Raw genomic sequence first — 25,349 nt, forward strand, 5'->3', positions numbered from 1 at the left:
TCAAACTGGTGCAGCCTGGTTTTTCAACGGCGCGGCCTGCGCCTCGAAGCCAGGAATCAAGCAGCTGATTTTGCATGGAAAATCTTGACCAATTTGGCTTCTTGTCAAGTGCGTCAAAATGGTGAAAGGCCTCACCATTTTGGTAATCAAGACAATTAATCGTTAATTATCAGTAAGTTATTAGCGCTATAAGCATATAAATTATTTTCTTGAACAATCCTGAATCTGCATCTAAATTCCAATCTTGTCAGGCCTGACAGGATTAACACCTATCCTCCAGCCACTGACACATAACAATTTCAAGAACCGGCACAGACCGGTCAGCCTGCGAGGAAGACGGCATGTCCCTGTTGATCCGTGGCGCCACCGTGGTTACCCATGAAGAGAGCTATCCCGCCGATGTCTTGTGTGTCGATGGCCAGATCCGCGCCATCGGCAAAGACCTCGAAGCCCCTACCGACTGTGAGATCCTCGACGGCAGCGGCCAGTACCTGATGCCCGGCGGCATCGACCCGCACACCCACATGCAGTTGCCCTTCATGGGTACGGTCGCCAGCGAGGACTTCTTCAGCGGCACCGCCGCAGGGCTGGCCGGTGGCACCACCTCGATCATCGACTTCGTCATCCCCAACCCGCAGCAGTCGCTGCTGGAGGCCTTCCACACCTGGCGCGGCTGGGCGCAGAAAAGTGCGTCCGACTATGGTTTCCATGTCGCCATCACCTGGTGGAGCGAGCAGGTCGCCGAAGAAATGGGCGAGCTGGTGAGCAAACATGGGGTCAACAGCTTCAAGCATTTCATGGCCTACAAAAACGCCATCATGGCGGCCGACGACACCCTGGTGGCCAGCTTCGAGCGCTGCCTGCAGTTGGGCGCCGTGCCTACCGTGCATGCCGAGAACGGCGAGCTGGTCTATCACCTGCAACAAAAGTTGCTGGCCCAAGGCCTGACCGGGCCTGAGGCGCACCCGCTGTCGCGCCCTTCACAAGTCGAAGGCGAAGCCGCCAGCCGCGCCATCCGCATTGCCGAGACCATCGGCACGCCGTTGTACGTGGTGCACATCTCCAGCCGTGAAGCGCTGGACGAAATCACCTACGCCCGGGCCAAGGGCCAGCCGGTGTACGGCGAAGTGCTGCCGGGCCACCTGCTGATCGACGACAGCGTCTACCGCCACCCGGACTGGGCAACCGCCGCCGGTTACGTGATGAGCCCGCCGTTCCGCCCGCGCGAGCACCAGGAGGCGCTGTGGCGCGGCCTGCAATCGGGCAACCTGCACACCACCGCCACCGACCACTGCTGCTTCTGCGCCGAACAGAAGGCCATGGGCCGCAACGACTTCAGCCGCATCCCCAATGGCACTGCCGGCATCGAGGACCGCATGGCCGTGCTGTGGGACGCCGGGGTCAACAGCGGGCGCCTGTCGATGCACGAGTTCGTCGCGCTGACCTCGACCAACACCGCGAAGATCTTCAACCTGTTCCCGCGCAAGGGCGCCATCCGCGTCGGCGCCGACGCCGACCTGGTGCTATGGGACCCGCAGGGCACACGCACCATTTCCGCCCAGACCCACCACCAGCGGGTCGACTTCAACATCTTCGAAGGCCGCAGCGTACGCGGCATCCCCAGCCACACCATCAGCCAGGGCAAGGTGCTCTGGGCCGATGGCGACCTGCGCGCCGAGCCTGGCGCTGGTCGATACGTGGAGCGCCCGGCCTACCCCTCGGTGTACGAGGTGCTGGGCCGACGCGCCGAGCAACAGCGCCCGACACCCGTTCAGCGCTGACCTGACCCGCATTGCCGTACCGGCCCTCAGAGGCCGGGCGGCGCCGTATTGCCGTTGACTGCCACAACCAAAAAAGAAAAGAGAGGCTACAACCGTGATCGATGCCCTGAACCATTTGCCGCGCCCGCGTGCCGGCAGCGACCAACTGGCCGAGCGCTTCACCGACCTGGCCCCGCCGCTCACCGCCCGCCAGGCTGCCGTCGAGAGTGCCCGCTGCCTGTACTGCTACGACGCCCCGTGCGTGAACGCCTGCCCGAGCGAAATCGACATCCCGTCGTTCATCCACCGCATCAGCGACGAGAACCTGCAAGGCGCCGCCGAACGCATCCTGTCGGCCAATATCCTCGGTGGCAGCTGCGCCCGCGTGTGCCCCACCGAAATCCTCTGCCAACAAGCCTGCGTGCGTAACAACGCCCAGGAATGCGCCCCGGTGCTGATCGGCCAGTTGCAGCGCTACGCCTTGGACAATGCCGACTTCAGCGAGCACCCGTTCAAGCGCTCACCCGCCACTGGCAAGCGCATCGCCGTGGTCGGTGCCGGCCCTGCCGGGCTGTCGTGCGCCCATCGCCTGGCCATGCATGGCCATGACGTGGTGGTGTTCGAGGCCAGCGAGAAAGCCGGCGGCCTCAACGAGTACGGCATCGCCCGCTACAAACTGGTGGATGACTACGCTCAGCGCGAGGTGGAGTTCCTGCTCGGCATCGGTGGCATCGAGATCCGTCACGGCCAGCGCCTGGGCGCCAACCTCGGCCTCGGCGAATTGCGCGACCAGTTCGACGCGGTGTTCCTCGGCCTCGGCCTGAACGCCGTGCGCCAGCTCGGCCTCCCAGACGAAGAAGCCCCCGGCCTGCTCGCCGCTACCGCGTACATCCGCGAACTGCGCCAGGCCGACGACCTTGCGCAGCTGCCACTGGCCGACCGCTGCCTGGTGATCGGTGCCGGCAACACCGCCATCGACATGGCCGTGCAGATGAGCCGCCTGGGTGCCCGCGACGTCAACCTGGTGTACCGCCGTGGCCACGCCGACATGGGCGCCACCGGCCATGAGCAGGACATCGCCAAGGCCAACCAGGTACGCCTGCACACCTGGGCCCGCCCCGACGCTGTGCTGCTCGATGACGACGGTCGTGTGCGCGGCATGCGCTTCATGCGCACCGAACTGGCCGACGGCCGCCTGCGCGACACGGGCGAAACGTTCGAGCTGGCCGCCGACGCCATCTTCAAAGCCATCGGCCAACGCTTCGACGATGCCAGCCTCGGCGACCCGGCCGCCGCGCAACTGGCGCGTGATGGCGAGCGTATCCGCGTCGACGAGTACATGCGCACCAGCCTCCCGGGCGTGTACGCCGGTGGCGACTGCACCGCCCTGGGCCAGGACCTCACCGTCCAGGCCGTGCAACACGGCAAGCTGGCCGCCGAAGCCATCCATGCCCAACTCATGCTCAACGTGGAGGCAGCGTAAATGGCCGACCTGTCCATCGAATTCGCCGGTATCAAGGCGCCCAACCCCTTCTGGCTGGCCTCCGCGCCGCCGACCGACAAGGCCTACAACGTGGTCCGTGCCTTCGAGGCCGGCTGGGGTGGCGTGGTCTGGAAGACCCTGGGCGAGGACCCGGCAGCGGTCAACGTGTCGTCACGGTATTCCGCGCACTACGGCCCCAACCGCCAGGTGCAGGGCATCAACAACATCGAGCTGATCACCGACCGCTCGCTGGAGATCAACCTGCGGGAAATCACCCAGGTGAAGAAGGACTGGCCCGACCGCGCATTGGTCGTGTCGCTGATGGTGCCGTGCGTGGAAGCGTCGTGGAAGTTCATCCTGCCACTGGTGGAGGCCACCGGCGCCGATGGCATCGAGTTGAACTTCGGTTGCCCGCACGGCATGCCTGAGCGCGGCATGGGGGCGGCGGTCGGCCAGGTGCCGGAGTACGTGGAGATGGTCACCCGCTGGTGCAAGACGCACTGCTCGCTGCCGGTGATCGTCAAGCTCACACCGAACATCACCGACATTCGCCAGTCGGCCCGGGCGGCCCATCGCGGTGGCGCGGATGCGGTGTCGCTGATCAATACCATCAACTCGATCACCAGCGTCGACCTCGACCGCATGGTCGCCCACCCCATCGTTGGCGACCAGAGCACCCACGGTGGTTACTGCGGCTCGGCAGTCAAGCCGATCGCCCTGAACATGGTTGCCGAAATCGCTCGCGACCCGGAAACCCGCGGCCTGCCGATCTGCGGCATCGGCGGGATCGGCAACTGGCGTGATGCTGCCGAGTTCATCGCCTTGGGCAGCGGTGCGGTGCAGGTGTGCACGGCGGCGATGCTGCATGGCTTCCGCATTGTCGAAGACATGAAGGATGGCCTGGCACGCTGGATGGACCAGCACGGCCACCGCAACCTCGAAGCGTTCCGCGGGCAGGCCGTGGGGCATACCACCGACTGGAAGTACCTGGACATCAACTACAAGTCGGTGGCGCATATCGACCAGGATGCCTGCATTGGTTGCGGGCGTTGCCATATTGCCTGTGAGGATACTTCGCACCAGGCGATTGCCAGCACCCTCAAGGCTGACGGGACCCATGCCTACAGCGTGATCGAGGACGAATGTGTGGGCTGCAACCTGTGCCAGATCACCTGCCCGGTGGAGAACTGCATCGAGATGGTGGCGCAGGATACCGGCAAGCCTTACCTGAACTGGACCCAGGATCCGCGCAACCCCTACTGTGAGGCCAGCTGAGTCAACTTGCTGCCTGACCTTGTGGGAGCGGCCTTGTGTCGCGAAAGGGCCGCAACGCGGCCCCAAGGTTTCAGCGATATCGCACAAATTGCCGGGGCCGCTCTGCGGCCCTTTCGCGACACAAGGCCGCTCCCACAAAGGACCGCGTCAGCCCGCAAGCCGGTTCAGGGCTCCAGCCCGATCCCACGCAAGATCACGCAGGTCACCGTCTGCACCGCACTCTCGAACGCCATGTCCGACAATGGCTCGCCTTCGTTCAACAACGTCACCTGATAACCAAAATCGGCATAGTGCTGTGTCGACGCCCAGATCATGTAGAGCAGCGCCGAAGGTTCCACCGGCAGGATGCGCCCCTCCGCCACCCAACGACGGATCTTGTCTTCCTTGAGCTTCGCCCAGGGCACCAGGCTCTCACTGAGGTTCACCCCCAGCACCGGTGCCCCATGCAGCATCTCCTCGGCCCAGATCTTCGAACCCAGCGGCCGTGACCGCGAATGGCCCATCTTGGCGCGGATGTAGCTGGTCAGCACCACCCGCGGGTCATCGAAGTTCTCGAAACACAGCGCGTCCTGCTTCCACACATCCAGCAAGTCTTGCAGCACTGCGCGGAACAACTCGTCCTTGGTGCTGAAGTAGTAATGCAGGTTGGAGCGCGGCAGTTCGGCCTGTTCGGCGATATCGCCCATCGAGGTGGCGCCATAGCCCTTTTCGGCGAACACCTTTTCCGCGGCGATGAGGATTTTCTCGATATTGCGACGGCGGATTTCGATCTTGTGGTTGGCCATCAGGCTTGGGCCGTCCACACAGCCAGTTCATACCCGTCCGGGTCAATGAAGTGAAAACGGCGGCCCCCCGGAAAGGCAAAGGTCGCCCGACTGATGCTTGCCCCGGCCGCCTCGACCCGCTGTAGCGTGGCTTCCAGGTCGTCCGCATACAGGATCACCAGTGGCCCGCCCGGCCGCACCGCTTCGCCGGTGGTGAAACCGCCGGTCAAGCGGCCATCGCTGAACTCGGTGTAAGCCGGCCCGTAGTCGGTGAAGCGCCAGCCGAACACGCTGCCATAGAAAGCCTTGCTCCGTGCGATGTCGCTGACGTTGAACTCGATGTTGTCGATCTGCCGATCGTGGCCGCGAACGCTCATGCGTGCTCCTTGCCGAATGGGGTTGCCTTAGTCTACTCCGGTACTTTCACCCGATTGAATCAGGCCGCCTGATATAACCGCGTGATGACAGGCTGACGGCGATGGCGAGCCTGCCAGATGTCATAGTCGGCCTGAATGGCCAGCCACAGCCGTGCAGTGCTGATACCTGCCATTTCCAGGCGCAGCGCCAGGTCTGGAGACATGGCCGCGCGGCCATGCAGTACCCGCGAAAGCGCTTCTCGAGAAAAACCCAGATGCGCTGCGAAGGCCTTCACCGTCAGGCCAAGCGCTGGCAAGACATCATCACGCAAGGTTTCGCCGGGATGCGGCGGATTGTGCAAAGGCATGATCAGCCCTCCTGTTTAGTGATAATCAAGGTAATCGACCAATTCGACATCCGAACCCACGAAACGAAAGATCAACCTCCAGTTACCGGAAACACTCACTGACCAGAAGCCCGAAAGCTCGCCCTTGAGCGGATGCAGTTGCCAGCCTGGCAGGCTCAAGTCCTGCGCGACGATGGCGCGGTCGAGAAACTGCAGCTGCCGCTTCAAGCGTTTTGCGTGAGTGGCCTGAATACCCCGGGTGTTACCCGTTTCGTAGAAGAGTCGCAGTCCCTTATGTCGAAAACTGATGATCATGGATAGCTCGCCGTGTCCATTTGGGAGACAGCCAGAGTGTGACCCCATGCATCACACGAAGCAAAATATCATGTGTGACGCAATGCGTCACACACTAAATTGATCCCTAACCACAACGCGCCCGATCACGCACGGGACACTCTGCCCGGTGCAGGTTCAGCGCCGTGTTGATGATGCCGATATGGCTGAACGCCTGGGGGAAGTTGCCGAGCATGCGCTTGCCGGCAGGGTCGTACTGCTCGGCCAGCAGGCCGACGTCGTTGCACAGCCCGGTGAGCTTTTCGTACAGCCCCTGGGCCTCGGCCTCGCGCCCCAGCAGCACGTACACATCGGCCAGCCAGAACGAGCACACCAGGAACGTGCCCTCCCCCGGCGTCAGCCCGTCGCTGCAGCTGTCGCTGTCATAGCGCAGCAGCAGGCCGTTCTTCAGCAGGCGCTGCTCGATCTGCGCCAAGGTGCGCTGAAAGCGTGGGTCCTTGGCCGGCAGGAAGCCGGTCAGGGCGATCTGCAACAGGCTGGCATCCATCTCGCTCGAACCGTAGGCCTGGACGAAGTACTGGCCGCTGGCATCGAGCCCGTGCGCGCAGACCTCCCGATGAATCTCGTCTGCCACCTGCCGGTAGTGGCGACCCTGCTCGCGGCCTTCCTCGGTGGTGTCGGCCAGCCCCGCCGCACGGTCGAAGGCGACCCAAGCCATGACCTTGGAATGAACGAAGTGCTGGCGACCACCGCGCACTTCCCAGATGCCTTCGTCCGGGTCACGCCAGATGCGCTCGACATAGGGCAGGATCAGCCGCGAGATCGCCGCACTGCGTGGGTGGCGCGGCAGGCCGCCCTTGATCGCCTGGGTCATGGCATCGGCCAGTTCGCCATAGATGTCCAGCTGCACCTGGTCCGACGCGGCATTGCCGACCCGCACCGGCTGCGAGTGTTCGTAGCCGGCCAGCCAGGGCAAGGTGTACTCGGTGAGGTCGCGCTCGCCCGCCAGGCCATACATGATCTGCATCTGTTCAGGGTTGCCGGCCACTGAGCGCAGCAGCCATTCGCGCCAGGCCTGGGCTTCGTCGAAATAGCCGAGGTTCATGAACGCCAGCAAGGTCATGGTGGCGTCGCGCAGCCAGCAGAAGCGGTAGTCCCAGTTGCGCTCGTGGCCGATGCGTTCGGGCAGCGAGGTGGTGACCGCTGCGACGATGCCGCCGGTGGGCGCGTAGGTCATGGCCTTGAGGGTGAGCAGCGAGCGGCGCACCAGGGCGGTGTAGGGACCCACCTCAGGGCATCGGTCGGCAAATGCCTGCCAGTGCGTGAGGGTGTGTTGCAGCGCCTGGTCGATGTCGCAGTCGGGCTGCACCGGCAAGTGCGAGGGCTGGTGACGGAGGCTGAAGATCTGCCGCTCGCCGGCACCCACGCGAAAACGGGCGACGGTGTGGTGGTCGAGGCCGTGGGGTACCACGCTGCTGCGCAGGATCACACGATCGGGGCCGGCCACCGCGCTCAGGGTCAGCGGGTCTATTTTTTCAACCCACGGCACGCTGCGGCCGTAGTCGAAGCGCAGCACCAGGTCCATTTCAAAGTTGGTCTCGCCCGACAGCCCCTCGACGATGCGCACCACCGAGTTGACCTCGTCCAGCGGCATGAAATCGAGCACTCGGGCACGGCCGCTGGCGGTGACCCAGGTGGTTTCCAGCACCAGGGTGTCGCCCAGGTACTGGCGGCTGCAGTGCTCGACGGAGTCACTGGGCGCCAGGCGCCAGCGGCCGTTCTCCTCGTTGCCCAGCAGCGCTGCGAACACGGCCGGGGCGTCGAAGCGCGGCAGGCATAGCCAGTCGATCGAGCCGTCGCGGCTGACCAGGGCGGCGCTGCGGCAGTTGCCGAGCAGGGCGTAGTCTTCGATGTGGGCGGGCATTGCACCTCCTTTATGCTGTCACCCCAGTTTGTGCCACTCGCGCTTGTCGCGGGTCAGCAGTTCATTACCTTCTTCGGGGCCATCCTGCCCTGCCGGGTACTCATGCACCTCGCCGCCCTGGGCCCAGGCATCGAGGAATGGCTGTACCGCGCGCCAGCCGTTCTCGATGTTGTCGGCCCGCTGGAACAGGGTCTGATCGCCAGTCAGGCAGTCATAGATCAGCGTTTCGTAACCCGTAGCCGGGGTCATCTTGAAGAAATCCTTGTAGGCAAAGCCCAGCTCGATGTTCTCCATCACCAGCTCCGGCCCTGGCCGCTTGGCCTGCAGGTCGAACCACATGCCTTCGTTGGGCTGGATCTGGATCTTCAGGTAGTTAGGCTTGGGCCGCTCCAGCTCCGACTCGCGAAACTGCGCGTAGGGCGCCGGCTTGAAGCAGATGGCGATCTCAGTGTCGCGCACGCTCATGCGCTTGCCGGTACGCAAGTAGAACGGCACCCCGGCCCAGCGCCAGTTGTCGATCATCACCTTGAGCGCCACGTAGGTTTCGGTCTGGCTGTCGGCTGCGACGTTGTTTTCCTGGCGATACCCCGGCAGCGGCTTGCGGCCCTGCCTGCCCGCCACGTATTGGCCACGCACCGAGTTCTTCAGGGCCATCTTCGCCGACCAGGGGCGGATGGCACCGATCACCTTGGCCTTCTCGCCGCGCACGGCATCGGCGCCAAACGCCGCCGGTGGCTCCATGGCTACCATGGCCAGCAGCTGGAACAGGTGGTTGGGTACCATGTCACGCAGGGCACCGGTGGTGTCATAGAACGCGCCGCGGGTCTCGACACCGACCGTCTCGGCAGCGGTGATCTGCACATGGTCGATGTAGTGGTTGTTCCAGAACGACTCGAACAGGCCGTTGGAGAAACGGCTGACCAGAATGTTCTGCACCGTTTCCTTGCCCAGGTAATGGTCGATGCGGTAGATCTGCCGCTCGCTCATCACCTTCAGCAGGCAGGCATTGAGCGCCTCGGCACTGGCCAGGTCGGTGCCGAAGGGCTTTTCCACCACCACACGCCGGAAGCCGCCGGCAGACTCGTCGAGCAGGCCGGCTTCGCCCAGGCGTTGAGCCACCTCGGGGAAGAAGCGCGGCGAAGTGGCCAGGTAGAAGATGGCGTTGCCGTGGCTGGTTTTTTCGATGCGCTTGGCCAACGCCGCATAGGTCGCCGGGTCGAGGAAGTCGCCGGTCTGATAGTCCAGACGCTTGGCCAGCCGTGCCCAGAGCTTTTCGTCCAGGCACTTGGCAGCGCCCTCGCCGCCTTTGTCGCGTTCCTGCATGAAGGCATGCAGGCGCCCGGCGAATTCATCGGCCGTGGCCGGGTTGTGGTCGACGCCAACGATGCGCAGGTTGCGGTCCAGCAACCCGTCACGGCTGAGGTTGTAAAGCGCCGGCATCAGCAGGCGCTTGACCAGGTCACCGTTGGCGCCAAACAGGAACAGCGTGCAGGGCGGAGCAGCAGGAATGGTCTGTTTGGTCATCAGTCTTTTTTCTCGACGTGGCCACCGAAGCCCAGGCGCATGGCGGAGAGGATCTTGTCGCCATAGGTGCCCTGCTGCTGACGCGAGCGGAAGCGGGCAAACAGCGCGCTGGACAGCACCGGCACCGGCACCGCCTGTTCAACGGCGGCGTCGATGGTCCAGCGGCCTTCGCCGCTGTCGGACACCGAGCCACTGAACTGCGCCAGCTGCGGGTCGGCCACCAGCGCATCGGCGGTGAGGTCGAGCAGCCAGGAGGTGACCACGCTGCCGCGGCGCCAGACCTCGGCGATCTCGGCCACGTTCAGGTCGAAGCGCTGGTCTTCGGGCAGCTCGTTGCCGCCCTTGCTGCGCAGCAGGTCGAAGCCTTCGGCGTAGGCCTGCATCAGGCCGTACTCGATGCCGTTGTGCACCATCTTCACGTAATGCCCGGCGCCCGGTGGGCCGGCATGGATGTAGCCGTGCTCGGCACGCTGGTGCTCACCGTTGCGGCCGTGAGTACGCGGAATGTCGCCGACACCCGGTGCCAGCGCCTTGAACAGCGGCTCCAGGCGCTCGAAGACCTCCTTCTCGCCACCGATCATCATGCAGTAGCCACGGTCCAGGCCCCAGACACCGCCAGAGGTACCGACGTCCAGGTAATGCAGGCCGCGCTTGCTCATCTCGGCCGCACGGCGCATATCGTCCTTATAGAAGGTGTTGCCGCCGTCGATGATGGCATCGCCCGGCTCCAGCAGCTCGGCCAGCTGGGCGATGGTCTGCTCGGTAGGCTCGCCAGCTGGCAGCATCACCCACACCGCGCGTGGCGCCTTGAGCTTCTGCACCAGCGCGCCGAGGTCATGGGCACCCTGGGCGCCCTCGCGATGCAAGGTATCGACGGCATCACGGTTACGATCGTGCACCACGGTTTGGTGGCCAGCGCGCATCAGCCGCCTTGCGATATTGCCGCCCATGCGGCCCAGCCCGACGATTCCCAATTGCATGAGCCGATGCTCCCCTTTCGAAATGGATGACAAACACAGTTCAACTTTTCAGATTAGTCCAGCACGACGCCCGAGGGTTCAGCGACGAACGGCGTGACAACGTTAAACAAAAAAGTTCCCATGAGCGGCGAAAGAATTCAGAATGCGCGCCGCGTGAAGCGTCTACGCTTTAACTGTCACCAGCCAAAACCGCGAGGTGTGCTCATGGGTACCTTGATGCCTGCTACTCCAACCCAGACCCTCTATGTCTCCGTGCGCCGCGATGAGCTGCGTAAACTGAAGGACGAACGTGACCAGCTGCGCCAGCAGGTCGCTCAGTTGCACATGTTGCTGGAACAGGCGCGTAGCGACGGCAAAACCGTCAGCCTCTGATTCACCCCCCTTCCCTGGTGGGAGCTTCACGCTCCCACACTGCTGCAATCCCGCCCCATCATGGTGCACGAAACGCTGACTGGCCACCCGATGGCACACGCGTAAATCAGCCCTGCCCCACCCTCGAACAGCCTTGTTCATATCCGGTCACACACGCCAACGTTTGCGTCTATCTCGGGTCATAACGAAAGTGACCAGTGGGTCACCTTTTTATCTCCAGCTCTCCTACACTCAGGTTTCGGCCCGCCATTTGCTCAGAGGAAGAGCGACGTAAAAAAGTCGAACTTTTGGAAATGGTGGCGGGTCAGCAACTAAGTAGGCCAAACGCAAAAGGACTTCCTTCGCACGGCCCGCCTACCCCAACCAGTCCAATCGCCTTCGGCCGGAATGCTGATCGCGTTATGTCTGCGCGCACGACTTCGGGGCATGGATCGCTTTACGCAACGACAAAATTCAGAGAGACCAACACGAAAGATCGCAACGGGTGCCAGCACCCTGCCAACACTTAGGGACGGAGAGAAGTATGATCAGTGCCGCTGTCGAGCCTCACGTAGATTCATTCAACCCGGACAACCGCGAGCCGCTCACCCCGGACTTCGCCAAGACAGGCACGGCACCCGGCGCCCAGCGTCAGCACAACCCGAACAAGCGCAAGATCCTGTTCGTCACCTCTGAAATCGCTGACCTGGTCAAGACCGGCGGCCTCGGCGACGTGTCTGCAGCGCTGCCCCGCGCGCTGGCGCACCTGCACGATGTGCGGGTGCTGATCCCCGGCTACCGCCAGGTGATGGAAAGCGACAACCCGATTCATATCGTCGGTGAACTCGGCGGCCACGCGGCCCTGCCACCGTGCAAGATCGGCCGTATGGACATGGCCGACGGGCTGGTTATCTACGTGCTGATCTGCCCAGAGCTGTACCAGCGCGACGGCACCCCCTATGGTGCCAACAACGGCCGCGACTGGCCCGACAACCACATCCGTTTCGCCCGCCTAGGCCTGGCTGCAGCCGAGATCGCGGCCGGCGAAGGCAAGATCCACTGGAGGCCCGAAGTGGTGCATGCGCATGACTGGCCCGCCGGCCTGGCGCCGGCCTACATGCATTGGCGTGGGCTGAACACGCCGACCTTGTTCACCATTCACAACCTGGCGTATCAAGGCGTCTACAGCCGCGGCTGCAGCCCGGAGCTGGCGATCCCCGACCATGCCATGCAACAGGAAGGCATGGAGTTCTACGGCAAGCTGTCGTTCCTCAAGGCGGGCCTGGCCTATTCCAGCCACATCACCACGGTCAGCGCCACCTACGCCCAGGAAATCACCACCCCGGAATTCGGCTGCGGGCTCGATGGCTTCCTGGCCAGCAAGGCCCAGCAAGGCCTGCTCGGCGGCATCCCCAACGGCATCGACGAAAGCTGGGACTCGGCCACCGACCAGCACCTGCAGCACAACTTCAGCATCAACGACTGGGACGGCAAGGCACGCAACACCGCCGAAGTGCGCAACCTGTTCGAACTGGACCCGTCCGAAGGGCCACTGTTCGCCGTGGTTTCGCGACTGGTCTACCAGAAAGGCCTGGACCTGACCCTGGGCGTTGCCGACTACATCGTCGAGCAAGGCGGGCAGATCGCGATCATCGGCCGCGGTGAGCCGGAAGAAGAGCAGGCCATGCGTGAGCTGGCCCTGCGTCACCCAGGCCGCATCGGCGTGCGCATCGGCTTCAACGAAACCGACGCCCGGCGCATGTTCGCCGGCAGCGACTTCCTGCTGATGCCCTCGCGCTACGAGCCTTGCGGCCTGAGCCAGATGTACGCCCAGCGCTTTGGTTCGCTGCCGGTGGCACGCAACACTGGCGGCCTGGCCGACACCATCGAGAACGGCGTTACCGGCTTCCTGTTCGATGAGTCGACCGTCGACAGCTACCGCGAAGCCCTGAGCCGGGCCTTCTATATCTACAGCAAGAAGGACCTGCTCAATGCCATGCGCTGCCTGTCGATGACCCAGCCGTTCAACTGGTGCCAGGCAGTGGAGCCCTACGCGCGCCTCTACGAGGACCTGGTCAAGCAGGCACACCTGAGCCACTACTGAGCGGGGGTCGAAGATGCACAGGCATGGCGCACACCTGCTGGACGCCACGTCGGCGCGCTTCGCCCTGTGGGCGCCCGATGCGCGCAGCGTGAGCCTGGAACTGGAGCAGCAGCCCGCCATCGAGCTGCTGCCCGAGGACGACGGCTGGTACACGGGGGTTGCCCCGTGCCAGGCCGGCGACCGCTATCACTATCGCATCGACGGCAAGCTGCAGGTCGCCGACCCGGCGTCGCGCTACCAGCCCGAAGGGGTGCATGGGCCGAGCCAGGTGGTGGATACCGGCGCCTACGCCTGGCAGCACCCTTGGCAAGGCCGGCCGTGGCATGAAGCGGTGATCCAGGAGCTGCACGTCGGCGTGCTCGAAGGCTACCCGGGCGTCGCCCGGCAGCTGCCGAGGCTGGCCGAACTGGGCATCAGCGCCATCGAGCTGATGCCGCTGGGCCAGTTCCCCGGTGAGCGCAACTGGGGCTACGACGGCGTACTGCCCTATGCGCCGCAGCACAGCTATGGCAGCCCCGAGCAGCTGTGCGCGCTGGTGGATCATGCCCACGGCCTGGGGCTGATGGTGATGGTCGATGTGGTCTACAACCACTTCGGCCCGGACGGTAATTACCTGCACCAGTACGCCAGCCCGTTCTTTCGCGAAGACCGCCAGACGCCCTGGGGCGCGGCCATCGATTTTCGCCGCCGCGAGGTGCGAGAGTACTTCATCCAGAACGCCCTGATGTGGCTGTGCGACTACCGCTGCGACGGCCTGCGCCTGGATGCGGTGCACGCCATCGACCAACCCGACTTCCTGATCGAGTTGGCGCAACGGGTGCGCGCCGCCGTCGAGCCCGGCCGGCATGTGTGGCTGGTGCTGGAGAACGAGCACAACCAGGCCTCGCTGCTCGAGCAGGGTTTCGATGCCCAGTGGAACGACGATGGGCACAACGCCCTGCATGTGCTGCTGACCGGTGAAACGGAAGGGTATTACGCCGACTATCAGGAAAAACCCATCGACAAGCTGGCCCGCTGCCTGTCCGAAGGCTTCGTGTTCCAGGGTCAGGCCAACCGCCACGGCACACCACGCGGCGAGCCCAGCGGGCACCTGGAGCCCTCTTCGTTCGTATTGTTCCTGCAGAACCACGACCAGATCGGCAACCGCGCCCTGGGCGAACGCCTGACCCGCCTTTGCCCTCCCTCGGCGTTGCGTGCGGCCACCGGCCTGTTGCTGCTGGCGCCGATGATCCCGTTGCTGTTCATGGGCGATGACGATGGCAGCTGCCGGCCGTTCCTGTTCTTCACCGACTTCCACGACGACCTCGCAGACGCCGTGCGCGAGGGCCGCCGCGGCGAGTTCGCCCACTTCAAGGCGTTCACCGACGCCGAGCAGCGCGAACACATACCCGACCCCAATGCCGAGCAGACCTTCGAGGCCTCACGCCCGCAAAACAAGGAGGTCATCGCCGGCTGGCATGGCCTGTACCACCAACTGCTCGACCTGCGTCGGCGCCATGTCATCCCGCACCTGCCCGGCAGCCGCGCACTGGGTGCCGAGGTGCTCGGCGACAAGGCCCTGAGCGCGCGCTGGCGCCTGGGCGATGGCAGCACCCTACGCATCGACCTGAACCTGGCCGCCACGCCGCAGGCAGTTGCACTGCCCTGCGCAGAACGGCGCCTGTTCGACAGCAGCGACACCACCCACCCAGATACTGCGCTGTCCGCCCACAGCTGCGTGGTCAGCCTGCTTCCACCTGGCCAGGAGCACCCATGAGCGAAACCGCCTTGCACCGACTGGCCGCCCGCGTAGGGCTGGCCCGCGACTGGATCGACGCCAATAACCGGCCGCAGCAGGTCAGTGACGAAGTCCTGCGCAAAGTCCTCGACGGCCTGGGCCACCCCGCCGACGACGAGCCTGCCATCGAGGCCAGCCTGCGCGCCGTGGAGGCCGCCGAAGACGCCGAACACCTGCCCCCGCTGATCACCGCCGACCTTGACCAGCCGCTGCCCCTGCGGCGCTACTTCCCGCCGGGCAGCGCCGTGCGCTGTACCCTGGAAAGCAACCGCCTGCAGTACCTGACCCTCGATGCCCAAGGCAACCTGCCCGGCGGCCTGCCGGTCGGCTATCACCTGCTGCAGATCAACGACCGCAGCTTCACCGTCGCCGTGGCACCGCCGCGCTGCCACAGCCTGGCTGACGCCGTCACCGAACCGCCGCCGCGCTGCTGGGGCCTGGCGGTGCAGCTCTACAGCCTGCGCCGCAGTGGCGATGGTGGCTACGGCGACTGCCTGGCCCTGGAACAACTGGCGCGCAGCGCCGCCGAGCGCGGCGCCGATGCCCTGGCGATCAGCCCGATCCACGCGCTCTCGGCCGTCGATCAGCAGCACTACAGCCCCTACTCGCCGTCCAGCCGCCTGTTGCTCAACACCCTGTACGCCAGCCCCGCCGCGCTGCTGGGCGAGCGCGCCGTGCGCATGGCGATCGAGGCCTGTGGCCTGGAGCAAGTGCTCGAAGACCTGGAGCAGCGCCCACTGGTGGACTGGCCGCGCGCCGCCGACGCCCGCCGGCGCCTGCTCGAAGCGCTGTACCAGGATTTCAGCCAGGCCGACCACCCGTTGCGCAAGGACTTCGACAGCTTCCGTGAGGCCCGCGGCCAGGCCCTGGAGCATCACTGCCGCTTCGAAGTGCTGCAGGCGCAAGCTGTCGAACATGGCCTGGGCGCCGACTGGCGCAACTGGCCCAGCGCCTGGCACGACCCGTACCACCCGGAAGTCGAAGCCTTCGCCAACGCCTACCCGGCCAAGGTCGAGTTCCACGCGTTCTGCCAGTGGCTGACCGAACGCAGCCTGCAACGTGCCCAGCACGCCGCCCGCAGCAACGGCATGGCGGTTGGCCTGATCGCCGACCTGGCGGTGGGCGCAGACGGCGCTGGCAGCCAGGCCTGGAGCCGCCAGGACGAGCTGCTGGCCAACCTCAAGGTCGGCGCGCCGCCCGACATCCTCAACCGCTCGGGCCAGGACTGGGGCATCTGCGCCTTCTCCCCCGAGGGCCTCAAGCGCAACGGCTACCGTGCCTTCATCGAGATGCTGCGGGCCAACCTGGCCCATGCCGGCGGCCTGCGCATCGACCATGTGATGGGCCTGCGCCGGCTGTGGCTGATCCCCCGTGGCTGCAAGCCCGCCGAAGGCGCCTACCTCAACTACCCGCTGGAAGACCTGCTGCGCCTGCTGGCCCTGGAGTCGGTGCGCCACCAGGCGATCATTCTCGGCGAAGACCTCGGCACCGTACCCGAGGGCCTGCGCGAACAGCTGGCGGCCAAGGCCGTGCTGGGCATGCGTGTGCTGCCGTTCGAGCAGACCCAGCCCGGCCACTTCAAGCCGATCCTCGACTGGCCGGACGACGCCCTGGCCACCACCGGCACCCACGACCTGGCGCCGCTGGCCGGCTGGCTGCAAAGCCGCGACATCGACTGGAGCCAGCGCCTGCAGCTGATCGACGCCGCTACCGAACTGCACTGGCGGCATGAGCGGCAGAAGGAGTGCGAAGGCCTGCGCCGCACCCTGGAAGCCAACTACGGCCCGCAAGCAGACAACGATGCGCTGATCGATGCCGCCATCCGCTACGTTGGCCATACCCGCGCCCCATTGGTGCTGATCCCGCTGGAAGACCTGCTCGGCAGCGACGAGCAACCCAACCTGCCCGGCACTACCAGCGGCCACCCCAACTGGCGCCGGCGCTTCGCTGCGCCGGTGCGCGAACTGCTCGACGACGAAGACGCCGCACGGCGCCTGGAACTGCTGGCCCAGGCCCGCGAACAAGCCTGGGAGCGGGACCGATGAAGCCATTGACTGCAACCTTGCGCCTGCAATTTCACAGCGACTTCAGCCTCGATGACGCCGTGCCACTGGTGCCGTATTTCGCTCAGCTGGGCATCAGCCACCTGTATGCCTCCCCCATCCTCAAGGCCCGCGCCGGCTCACGCCACGGTTACGACGTGGTCGACCCGACCTGCGTCAACCCCGAGCTCGGCGGCGAGGCGGCGCTGCAACGGCTGGTGGCCGCGCTGCGCCAGCATGGCATGGGGCTGATCCTCGATACCGTGTCCAACCACATGGCCGTAGGCGGCGCCGACAACCCCTGGTGGCAGAGCCTGCTGGCCTGGGGCCGGCGCAGCCCCTACGCGGAGTTCTTCGACATCCAGTGGCACTCCAGCGACCCGTTGCTGGCCGGGCAGCTGCTGTTGCCGTTCCTCGGCAGCGACTACGGCGCGGCGCTGAAGAACGGCGAGATCCCGCTGCAGTTCGACCAGCAATCGGGCTTGCTGCAGATCGCCCACTATCAGCACCGTTTCCCGATCTGCCCGCTGGACTATGGCTGGATCCTGGCGCAAAGCCCCGAGCCTGCACTCAAGGCCCTGGCGGAGCACTTCACCGCTTTGCGCGACGCCACCGAGCCACTGACTGCCGCCCTGCCCCTGCACGCCGAACTGGCGCGCCTGGTGGGTGAAGGCGCAGACCTGGAGTCGGCCTTGATCGCTTTCGACAGCCGCTGCGAAAACGGCTTCAAGCGCCTTCACCTGCTGCTCGAACGCCAGACCTACCGCCTGGCCAGCTGGCGCACCGCTGCCGATGACATCAACTGGCGGCGCTTCTTCGACATCAACGAACTGGGCGGCCTGCGGGTGGAGCGAGCCGTAGTGTTCGAAGCCACCCACGCCAAGCTGTTCGAACTGATCGAACGCGGCCTGGTGGACGGCCTGCGCATCGACCATATCGATGGCCTGGCCGACCCGCGCGGCTACTGCCGCAAGCTGCGTCGCCGGGTCGACAGCCTGCTCGCCAGGCGCCCGTTGCAGGCCGCGCTGGAGCACTTCCCGATCTACGTGGAAAAGATCCTCGGCGCCGACGAGCACCTGCACCGCGACTGGCTCACCGACGGCACCACCGGCTACGAGTTCATGAACCAGGTCTCGCTGCTGCAGCACGACCCGGCCGGCGAAGCACCGCTGACCGAGCTGTGGGCCACCGTCAGCGAACGCCCCGACTTCCCCGAGGAAGTGCGCCTGGCGCGTCATCTTGTGCTCAATGCAAGCCTGGCCGGCGACTGCGAGTCGGTGGCCCAGGCCCTGCTGCAGGTCGCCCGCGACGACCTGATGACCCGCGACCTGACCCTCGGCGCGATCCGCCGCGCACTGCAGGCGCTGGTCGCGCATTACCCGGTGTATCGCACCTACTTCAATGCCTGCGGGCGCCCGGCCGAGGACGAACGTTTCTTCCAGCAGGCCTTGGCCAATGCCCGCCAGGATCTGGGCGAAGCCGACTGGCCGTTGCTCGACCAGCTCGAACAATGGCTCGGTGGCCAACCCTGGCGCCAGATGCCGCCCGGCCGGCCTCGCAAGCACCTGCGCCATGCCTGTGTGCGCTTCCAGCAGCTCACCGCCCCCAGTGCCGCCAAGGCCGTGGAGGACACCGCCTTCTACCGCTCGGCACGGCTGCTGTCGCGCAACGACGTCGGCTTCGAGGCCGAGCGCTTCAGCGCCGGCCCCGAGCATTTCCACAACGAGGCCCAGCGCCGTCTGCGCGACTTCCCCGACAACCTGCTGGCCACCGCCACCCACGATCACAAGCGTGGTGAAGACAGCCGCGCACGCCTGGCCGTCCTGAGCGAGCGCGGGCCCTGGCTCGACAGCCGCGTGGAGCACTGGCGCGAGCTGGCTGCACCGCTGCGCGAGCAGTTGGACGACGGCGTGGCACCCAGCCCCGGCGACGAGCTGCTGCTGTTGCAGACGCTGCTGGGCAGCTGGCCACTGACCCTCGACCTGCACGACGACAACGCATTGCGCCAGTACGCCGAACGCATTCGCCAATGGCAGCAGAAGGCCCTGCGCGAAGCCAAGCTGCGCAGCAGCTGGAGCGCGCCGAACGAGGCCTATGAAGCAGCCTGCGCCGCCTATGTCGACGGCTTGCTGCTGGACCGGGAAAACCAGCAACTGCGCCAGTCGATGGCCGATGCTGCACAACTGATCGCCTGCCCCGGCGCCCTCAACGGCCTGGTCCAGAGCCTGCTACGCATGACCGTGCCGGGCGTGCCCGACCTGTACCAGGGCAATGAGTACTGGGATTTCAGCCTGGTCGACCCGGACAACCGCCGCGCCGTGGACTACGCTTGCAGGCGCCGCACCCTGGACGATGCCAGCACGCTTGGCGAGCTGCTCACGCACTGGCGCGACGGCCGCATCAAGCAGGCCCTGATCGCCCGGGTGCTGGACTGCCGCCAGGCCCATGCCGAGCTGTTCCGCCGGGGTGCCTACCTGCCGTTGAACGTGCAGGGCCGGCATGCCGACCAGGTCATCGCTTTCGCCCGTCTGGGCGAAGAGCAACGCGCCATCATCATTGCCCCGCGCCTGGCCAGCGGCCTGCTGGGCGGCGCCACTACACCGTTGATCCCGGCACAGAACTGGGACGACACCCGGGTAACCCTGCCGTTTGCCTTGTCGCCTGCCACTTGGACTGGACTTTTCGGTGCGGCCGCTGTCAGCCCTACAAAGGAGCTGATGTTGAGCGCGGTTCTGTCGCAATTTCCGGTCAACCTGTTGATTGAACATGCATAGCATTCAGGAGCGTCGTGATGAGTGTCGAAGAAAAACGAGTACGCGAGTTCGCTTACCAGATCTGGGAATCGGAAGGTAAGCCGGAGGGGCAAGAGGAGCGCCATTGGGACATGGCCCGCAAGCTTGCCGAAGCCGAGGCGCTGGCACCCAAGGCGGCGCCTCGCAAGCGGGCAGCGGCCAAGCCCAAGGCGCCTGCTGAGCCCAAGGTGACTGCCCTGCCTGCGGCGAAAACGCCTGCTGCCAAGAAGCCCAGAGCAGTGAAAAAGCCGACTGCCGGTTAAGCCTGTTCCGGCCCTTTCGCGGGCAAGCCCGCTCCCACAGGTTCTCCACTGCCTTCGAAATCGGTGCAATTCCTGTGGGAGCGGGCTAGTCCGCGAATAGGCCGGCACAAGTCCCCGCAAGATCCCCTCCACCACGGCCAATCGAGGACCGTCATGAGCCCGCGCACCCCGAAGAAAACCCGCTCCGTCGCCCCGTCGCGCATTCGCGAAGGCCTGCCCTTCCCCCTGGGCGCCACCTGGGACGGCCTGGGGGTCAATTTTGCCCTGTTCTCGGCCAATGCCACCAAGGTCGAACTGTGCCTGTTCGACTCCACCGGCGAGCAGGAAATCGAGCGCATCGAACTGCCCGAGTACACCGACGAGATCTACCACGGCTACCTGCCTGACGCTCATCCTGGGCTGGTCTACGGCTACCGCGTGTACGGCCCTTACGAGCCGGAAAACGGCCACCGCTTCAACCCCAACAAATTGCTGATCGACCCTTATGCCAAGCAGCTGGTCGGCAGCCTGAAATGGTCCGAGGCACTGTTCGGCTACACCATCGGCCACCCCGATGGCGACCTGTCGTTCGACGAACGCGACAGCGCGCCCTTCGTGCCCAAGTGCAAGGTCATCGACCCGGCCTTCACCTGGGGCCGCGACCAACCCGTGCAGGTACCCTGGGAGCGTACGATCATCTACGAGGCCCACACCCGTGGCATCAGCATGCGCCATCCGGCGGTGCCGGAAGAACTCCGCGGCACCTTCGCCGGCCTTGCCAACGACGAGCTGCTCAAGCACATCAAGGAGCTGGGCGTGTCGAGTATCGAGCTGCTGCCGATCCACGCCTTCGTCAACGACCAACACCTGCTGGAAAAGGGCCTGAACAACTACTGGGGCTACAACAGCATCGCCTTCTTCGCGCCGCACCCGCGCTACCTGGCCAGCGGCAAGATCGCCGAGTTCAAGGAGATGGTCGCGCACCTGCACGACGCCGGCCTGGAGGTGATCCTCGACGTGGTCTACAACCACACCGCCGAAGGCAACGAGCGTGGCCCGACCCTATCCATGCGTGGCATCGACAACGCCTCGTACTACCGCCTGATGCCCGACGACAAGCGCTTCTACATCAACGATTCCGGCACCGGCAACACCCTCGACCTCAGCCACCCGCGGGTGCTGCAACTGGTCACCGACTCGCTGCGCTACTGGGCCGGGGAAATGCGCGTGGACGGTTTCCGCTTCGACCTGGCGACCATCCTCGGCCGCTATCACGATGGCTACAGTGAGCGCCACGGCTTCCTCGTCGCCTGCCGCCAGGACCCGATGCTCAGCCAGGTCAAGCTGATCGCCGAACCCTGGGACTGCGGCCCAGGTGGCTATCAGGTCGGCAACTTCGCGCCGGGCTGGGCTGAATGGAACGACCGTTTCCGCGATACGGCGCGCGCCTTCTGGAAAGGCGACGAAGGCCAGCTGGCGGACTTTGCCGCACGTATCACCGCCTCGGGCGACATGTTCAACAACCGCGGGCGACGGCCGTACTCCTCGGTCAACTTCATCACCGCCCACGATGGCTTCACCTTGCGCGACCTGGTGTCGTACAACAGCAAGCACAACGAAGACAACGACGAGAACAATCAGGACGGCACCGACAACAACCTGTCGTGGAACTGCGGTGTGGAAGGCCCTACCGACGACCCGCAGGTCAACGCCCTGCGCATGCGCCAGATGCGCAACTACTTCGCGACCCTGCTGCTGGCCCAAGGTACGCCGATGATCGTCGCCGGCGACGAATTCAGCCGCACCCAGCATGGCAACAACAATGCCTACTGCCAGGACAGCGAGATTGGCTGGGTCAACTGGGACCTGGACCAGGACGGCGAAGAGCTGCTGGCCTTCGTCAAGCGCCTGACCCGCCTGCGCTTGGCCTACCCGGTGTTGCGTCGCTCGCGCTTTTTGGTCGGTGATTACAACGAGGCGATTGGGGTCAAGGACGTGACCTGGCTGGCGCCGGATGGCAGCGAGATGAGCGTGGAGCAATGGGAAGACCCGCACGGGCGCTGCCTGGGCATGCTGATCGATGGCCGCGCCCAGGTCAGTGGCATCGCACGACCGGGGTCTGAAGCGACCATGCTGCTGATCTTCAACGCGCACCATGATGTGGTGCCGTTCCAGCTACCGAGCGTGCCGGAAGGCGACTACTGGAGCTGCCTGATCGACACTGACCGGCCGGAGATGCGCAAGCCTCAGCACCTGCAGTTCGACAGCACCTTCGAGGTCAAGGGGCGGTCGTTGTTGTTGATGGTGTTGCTGCGTGAGGAAGACTAAAGCCAGGGTTCAGTGAATCGCAGCAAGACAACTATCCGAACAACCGGCGCCATGCAATTCTGCCACAGGGCGCCGGCTGTTTCTTAACATACACTCAATGGTGACAGACACTTTACACTATCAATGGTCCAGCCTCGCCCCTCAGAATTTTCGTGCCAACTGAGAGCTTTGCTGCTTCATGCCATAAAGGGCCCGCCGCTGGTTGAACCCTTCAATATTTCTAATCACCCCTGCACCTTGATAACCAGTAACCTTCAAGCTGAGATATCCTTCCCACCATAACGCATGACTAAGAGACTGAGCAAACGAACGCAACTGCTCCCATCCGACATCCAGAGTCAGTGCCGAAACATCAATGCGCGGATCAAAGGCTCGTTGTAATGCCCGTGGCGCGAATGAACTAGGTGCCAGCACATCTGCGCTATTACAAGCGAGCACGCGAATATCCTGGTATTCTCTTGGCAAGCCCTGACTATGCAACACCTTCGCTAACTCACCCGCTGAAACCGTCTTACCAACTCCATCAATAGAATCAGCAATCGAATCCATTCCCGCAGCGCCATGCCCAACTATATATATCTTACTACCACCCGAATCTAAACTGCGCAAAACTCCCGTCTTGTCATTGCTCAGCACTTCAAGCTTGCCAACCAACTCAACCTCCATTGCTAGAGCCACCGACTGCTGATTGAGCTCATCAAATTGCCGAGGATTTTCCGCCCTGATCTGCTCGAGCGAAAGACCCGTCTCCCGCATATAATCATTTTTCTCCCGCTCATGAGCCTCTAATATGCTTCTCATCTTTTCGGCATGAGCCCTCATTAGCTCCTGCAGCTCGGCTTTGGCATCATCATCGTTAACTATCACGGAGCGCATTGCCTTCCCGGCTTGATAACGTGTCAATGCGTAGCCTGAAATCAAGCTCGCTATATCTCCGCTCGTGAGCGACGTATAAATGTAGCCCACCTTTTCGATCGGACTCATACCGTCTGGGTCGTATAGCTTCAGTGGATTATTTCTAACCATGCGATACAGATTAAGCCCATCCACTGTCCCTGCCGGGTCCACACTCAACCAGCGCCCAACCCAAGGCTGGTAATAGCGATAACCGTAGTAGTACAGGCCTGTCGCATCGCGCTCTTTCCCGGAGTAACGAAGGGTCTTGCAGTCGGCTTCGATCTGGCTGCGCGCCGCCCAGACGGACGTGCCGCCGAACGGGTAGTATTCCTCCCGGCTAATCACTGTCCCCTGCCCATCCAGTTCCAGCCCGCTGCTGCCGATGAGGTTGTGATAGCTGTAGCGGACCTGATCATTGTCCAGGCCTGCCGGCAAGCCACTTGCCCAGTGCAGCACCTGCACTTCTGCGCCTCCCCCTGCTGCGACCTTGATCACTTGCAGGCGGGTATCTTCGCCGGTGTCGCGCAACTCTAGGGCATCCAGATACAGCACTCGCTGAGCATGAGTGACATCCGCAGCCTGCTGCTCGCTCACCTTGAGCAGGCGCATCCCGTCACTGCCATAGCGGTACCACTCGCGATCATCCACGCCCGCCTCACGTTCGATCGGTTTCACCTGCGCCAACTCACCCCGCGCATTCCAGCGCAGATCCTGCCCGGCCAGCAGCTCCAGTTGATGGCCACCGGCATCGAACAGTTCATCCACCTGCTCAGGCAATAGGCCCTCACGCGCCAGCACCGCGCGGTTGCTGCGGTTGGAGACGGTCATTCGAGTGGTGTAGACGTTGTTGCTGGCCGGGGCGCTGTGTTGAATCTGGGTGAGGTTACCTGCGCGGTCGTAGCTGTAGCGGCGCGTGTAATTTGTGAGGGCGCTCTCGTCGGTTGGCAAGGGAACCAGTACATCAGGCAGCTGTGGCCCCTGAGCACCACGTCCGACCATCTCCCGCCCCGTTGCCTGCACCAGCTGGTACAGGCTGTCGTAGGTGAAGGTACTTTCTGCCGCTACCTTCTGATTGCGCCAGAAGCGGGTAGCTTCGGCGTCATTGCGCACACTCTGCACATTTCCTACTGGGTCGTAACGGTAGCGCAGGTCCTGCAGCGTTGTGGCAGCGGACGTTCGCGTGCCTGGGCGCTGCACACGAATGCCTGTCAGCCTTTGCGTCATTGGATCGAGGCGGTAGTCCGTGATTACCCCATTACCATGGACTTCCTGCTGCTTGTGTCCCGATGGCGAAAAACGCAAGAAAGCAACTATCACCTGCTCAACCTGGCCTTGCAGGGTCAACCAACTGCCCTGCAACTGCCCGGCAACGTCATAGGCCTGGCGCTGCTGGTGGCCCCGCGCATCTGTCAGGGTCAACTGGATTCCCGTGGCATCAAGCGTACGCAACGTCACGTAGCGCTCTGGCTCCAGTGTGGTCTGCCATGCTTGCTCGTCGTCACCCGCCCAGTCCGCCTCGTCTTCGCCTACAAGCACGCGTCGAATCTGGGCCAGCGCTGAGCCGCTGAGCGCGACGTTTTGCAGTTCGATGAGGCCTGCGGTGTCGTAGTGGCGCACGCACTGACCGGCAAGGTTGCGGTTCTTCTCGACTGGGCTTAAACCCGCCCAGCGGTAGCGCTCTGCGGCACGCGGCAGCGCTTCTCCGGCGCCCTGCTCCGTCACGACCAGCAGCCGGCCTGGTAGCGAAGGTGCTTCATGGAAGCAGGCTTGGCTGACTCCAGTCGCACTGACCGCCAGCAACGGACGCCCGGCCACGTCAGGCAGGGCCACGCTCGAGCCGGCATCGACACTTTCGGTGTACAGCGTTCGCCCAGCCAGGTCGCTGTGCCAGCGAAAGTTCGGGATAGCCGTTTCGGCAAGACGCGGATCAAGGCTTTGTGCAAGGTTGCCACGGGTATCGTGCCGATGCCGGGTGATGCGCAGCTCAACGGCTTCTGTTGTCTGTGCCCGATAACACGCCAGCTCACCCACCGGCAAACCGCGAGAACACAGCACCACCAGGCTGGGAGTGCTTGCATGCAATGCAGAGGAGTTGAAGATCGCCATGGC

At 64.3% G+C, this 25,349-nt stretch carries 18 protein-coding genes; 10 read left to right on the forward strand and 8 right to left on the reverse strand.

The genetic code is table 11. The features are described 5' to 3' along the window. Positions 1–341: 341 nt before the first annotated feature. From hydA to preA, 3 genes are all read left to right on the forward strand, one after another. Positions 342–1,781, forward strand: coding sequence for a dihydropyrimidinase (hydA, locus tag N430_RS01225; protein ID WP_110631847.1), 1,440 nt, complete (start codon positions 342–344; stop codon positions 1,779–1,781). 94 nt (positions 1,782–1,875) lie between these two features. After that, positions 1,876–3,243: an NAD(P)-dependent oxidoreductase gene (locus tag N430_RS01230; RefSeq protein WP_110631844.1), complete on the forward strand. Its 1,368-nt coding sequence runs from the start codon at positions 1,876–1,878 to the stop codon at positions 3,241–3,243. After that, entirely contained in the window at positions 3,244–4,518 is a 1,275-nt protein-coding gene (gene preA / locus N430_RS01235) for an NAD-dependent dihydropyrimidine dehydrogenase subunit PreA (protein ID WP_110631841.1), read from the forward strand. Positions 4,519–4,682: 164 nt separating this feature from the next. Here the strand turns inward: preA and N430_RS01245 are convergent, their stop codons facing one another. From N430_RS01245 to gnd, 7 genes are all read right to left on the reverse strand, one after another. Beyond that, positions 4,683–5,303, reverse strand: coding sequence for a TetR/AcrR family transcriptional regulator (locus tag N430_RS01245; RefSeq protein ID WP_110632534.1), 621 nt, complete (start codon positions 5,301–5,303; stop codon positions 4,683–4,685). Further along, positions 5,303–5,659 carry a VOC family protein gene (locus N430_RS01250; RefSeq protein ID WP_110631834.1) on the reverse strand — a complete coding sequence of 119 codons (357 nt, stop codon included), beginning with the start codon at positions 5,657–5,659 and terminating at the stop codon, positions 5,303–5,305. The genes N430_RS01245 and N430_RS01250 overlap by 1 nt, the downstream gene beginning before the upstream one ends. 59 nt (positions 5,660–5,718) lie before the next feature. After that, entirely contained in the window at positions 5,719–6,006 is a 288-nt protein-coding gene (locus N430_RS01255; protein WP_110631831.1) for a HigA family addiction module antitoxin, read from the reverse strand. A gap of 15 nt (positions 6,007–6,021) precedes the next feature. Beyond that, complete coding sequence (locus tag N430_RS01260; protein ID WP_110631828.1) at positions 6,022–6,300, reverse strand: type II toxin-antitoxin system RelE/ParE family toxin; 279 nt, start codon at positions 6,298–6,300, stop codon at positions 6,022–6,024. A 106-nt stretch (positions 6,301–6,406) separates the two neighbouring features. Next, complete coding sequence (locus N430_RS01265) at positions 6,407–8,203, reverse strand: glycoside hydrolase family 15 protein (RefSeq protein ID WP_110631825.1); 1,797 nt, start codon at positions 8,201–8,203, stop codon at positions 6,407–6,409. 18 nt (positions 8,204–8,221) lie between these two features. Next, positions 8,222–9,727 carry a glucose-6-phosphate dehydrogenase gene (gene zwf, locus N430_RS01270; RefSeq protein WP_110631822.1) on the reverse strand — a complete coding sequence of 502 codons (1,506 nt, stop codon included), beginning with the start codon at positions 9,725–9,727 and terminating at the stop codon, positions 8,222–8,224. Continuing rightward, entirely contained in the window at positions 9,727–10,707 is a 981-nt protein-coding gene (gene gnd / locus N430_RS01275) for a phosphogluconate dehydrogenase (NAD(+)-dependent, decarboxylating) (protein ID WP_110631818.1), read from the reverse strand. The genes zwf and gnd overlap by 1 nt, the downstream gene beginning before the upstream one ends. Positions 10,708–10,911: 204 nt before the next feature. Between gnd and N430_RS29390 the strand changes: the two genes are divergently transcribed. From N430_RS29390 to glgX, 7 genes are all read left to right on the forward strand, one after another. Continuing rightward, the gene (locus tag N430_RS29390; RefSeq protein ID WP_165837327.1) at positions 10,912–11,079 is read left to right on the forward strand and encodes a DUF6026 family protein; all 168 of its coding nucleotides are present in this window, start codon (positions 10,912–10,914) and stop codon (positions 11,077–11,079) included. 523 nt (positions 11,080–11,602) lie between these two features. Continuing rightward, positions 11,603–13,162 (forward strand): glycogen synthase GlgA, encoded by a 1,560-nt coding sequence (gene glgA, locus N430_RS01280; protein ID WP_110631815.1) that lies wholly within the window; start codon positions 11,603–11,605, stop codon positions 13,160–13,162. Positions 13,163–13,175: 13 nt separating this feature from the next. Continuing rightward, positions 13,176–14,918 carry a malto-oligosyltrehalose trehalohydrolase gene (gene treZ, locus N430_RS01285; protein ID WP_110631812.1) on the forward strand — a complete coding sequence of 581 codons (1,743 nt, stop codon included), beginning with the start codon at positions 13,176–13,178 and terminating at the stop codon, positions 14,916–14,918. Continuing rightward, on the forward strand, positions 14,915–16,984 hold the full coding sequence (gene malQ, locus N430_RS01290) for a 4-alpha-glucanotransferase (RefSeq protein ID WP_110631809.1): 2,070 nt from the start codon (positions 14,915–14,917) through the stop codon (positions 16,982–16,984). The genes treZ and malQ overlap by 4 nt, the downstream gene beginning before the upstream one ends. Further along, positions 16,981–19,755 (forward strand): malto-oligosyltrehalose synthase, encoded by a 2,775-nt coding sequence (locus N430_RS01295; protein WP_110631807.1) that lies wholly within the window; start codon positions 16,981–16,983, stop codon positions 19,753–19,755. Before malQ ends, N430_RS01295 begins: the two co-directional genes overlap by 4 nt. Positions 19,756–19,772: 17 nt before the next feature. Then, positions 19,773–20,036: a DUF2934 domain-containing protein gene (locus N430_RS01300; RefSeq protein WP_371922745.1), complete on the forward strand. Its 264-nt coding sequence runs from the start codon at positions 19,773–19,775 to the stop codon at positions 20,034–20,036. A 153-nt stretch (positions 20,037–20,189) separates the two neighbouring features. After that, on the forward strand, positions 20,190–22,343 hold the full coding sequence (gene glgX, locus N430_RS01305; RefSeq protein ID WP_110631801.1) for a glycogen debranching protein GlgX: 2,154 nt from the start codon (positions 20,190–20,192) through the stop codon (positions 22,341–22,343). Between the two features lie 141 nt (positions 22,344–22,484). Here glgX and N430_RS01310 read toward each other — a convergent pair whose 3' ends face one another. Then, positions 22,485–25,346, reverse strand: a complete 2,862-nt coding sequence (locus N430_RS01310) for an RHS repeat domain-containing protein (protein WP_116583631.1) — start codon at positions 25,344–25,346, stop codon at positions 22,485–22,487. Between the last annotated feature and the right edge of the window lie 3 nt (positions 25,347–25,349).

The organism is Pseudomonas sp. CC120222-01a (assembly GCF_003097235.1).
Lineage (GTDB): Bacteria > Pseudomonadota > Gammaproteobacteria > Pseudomonadales > Pseudomonadaceae > Aquipseudomonas.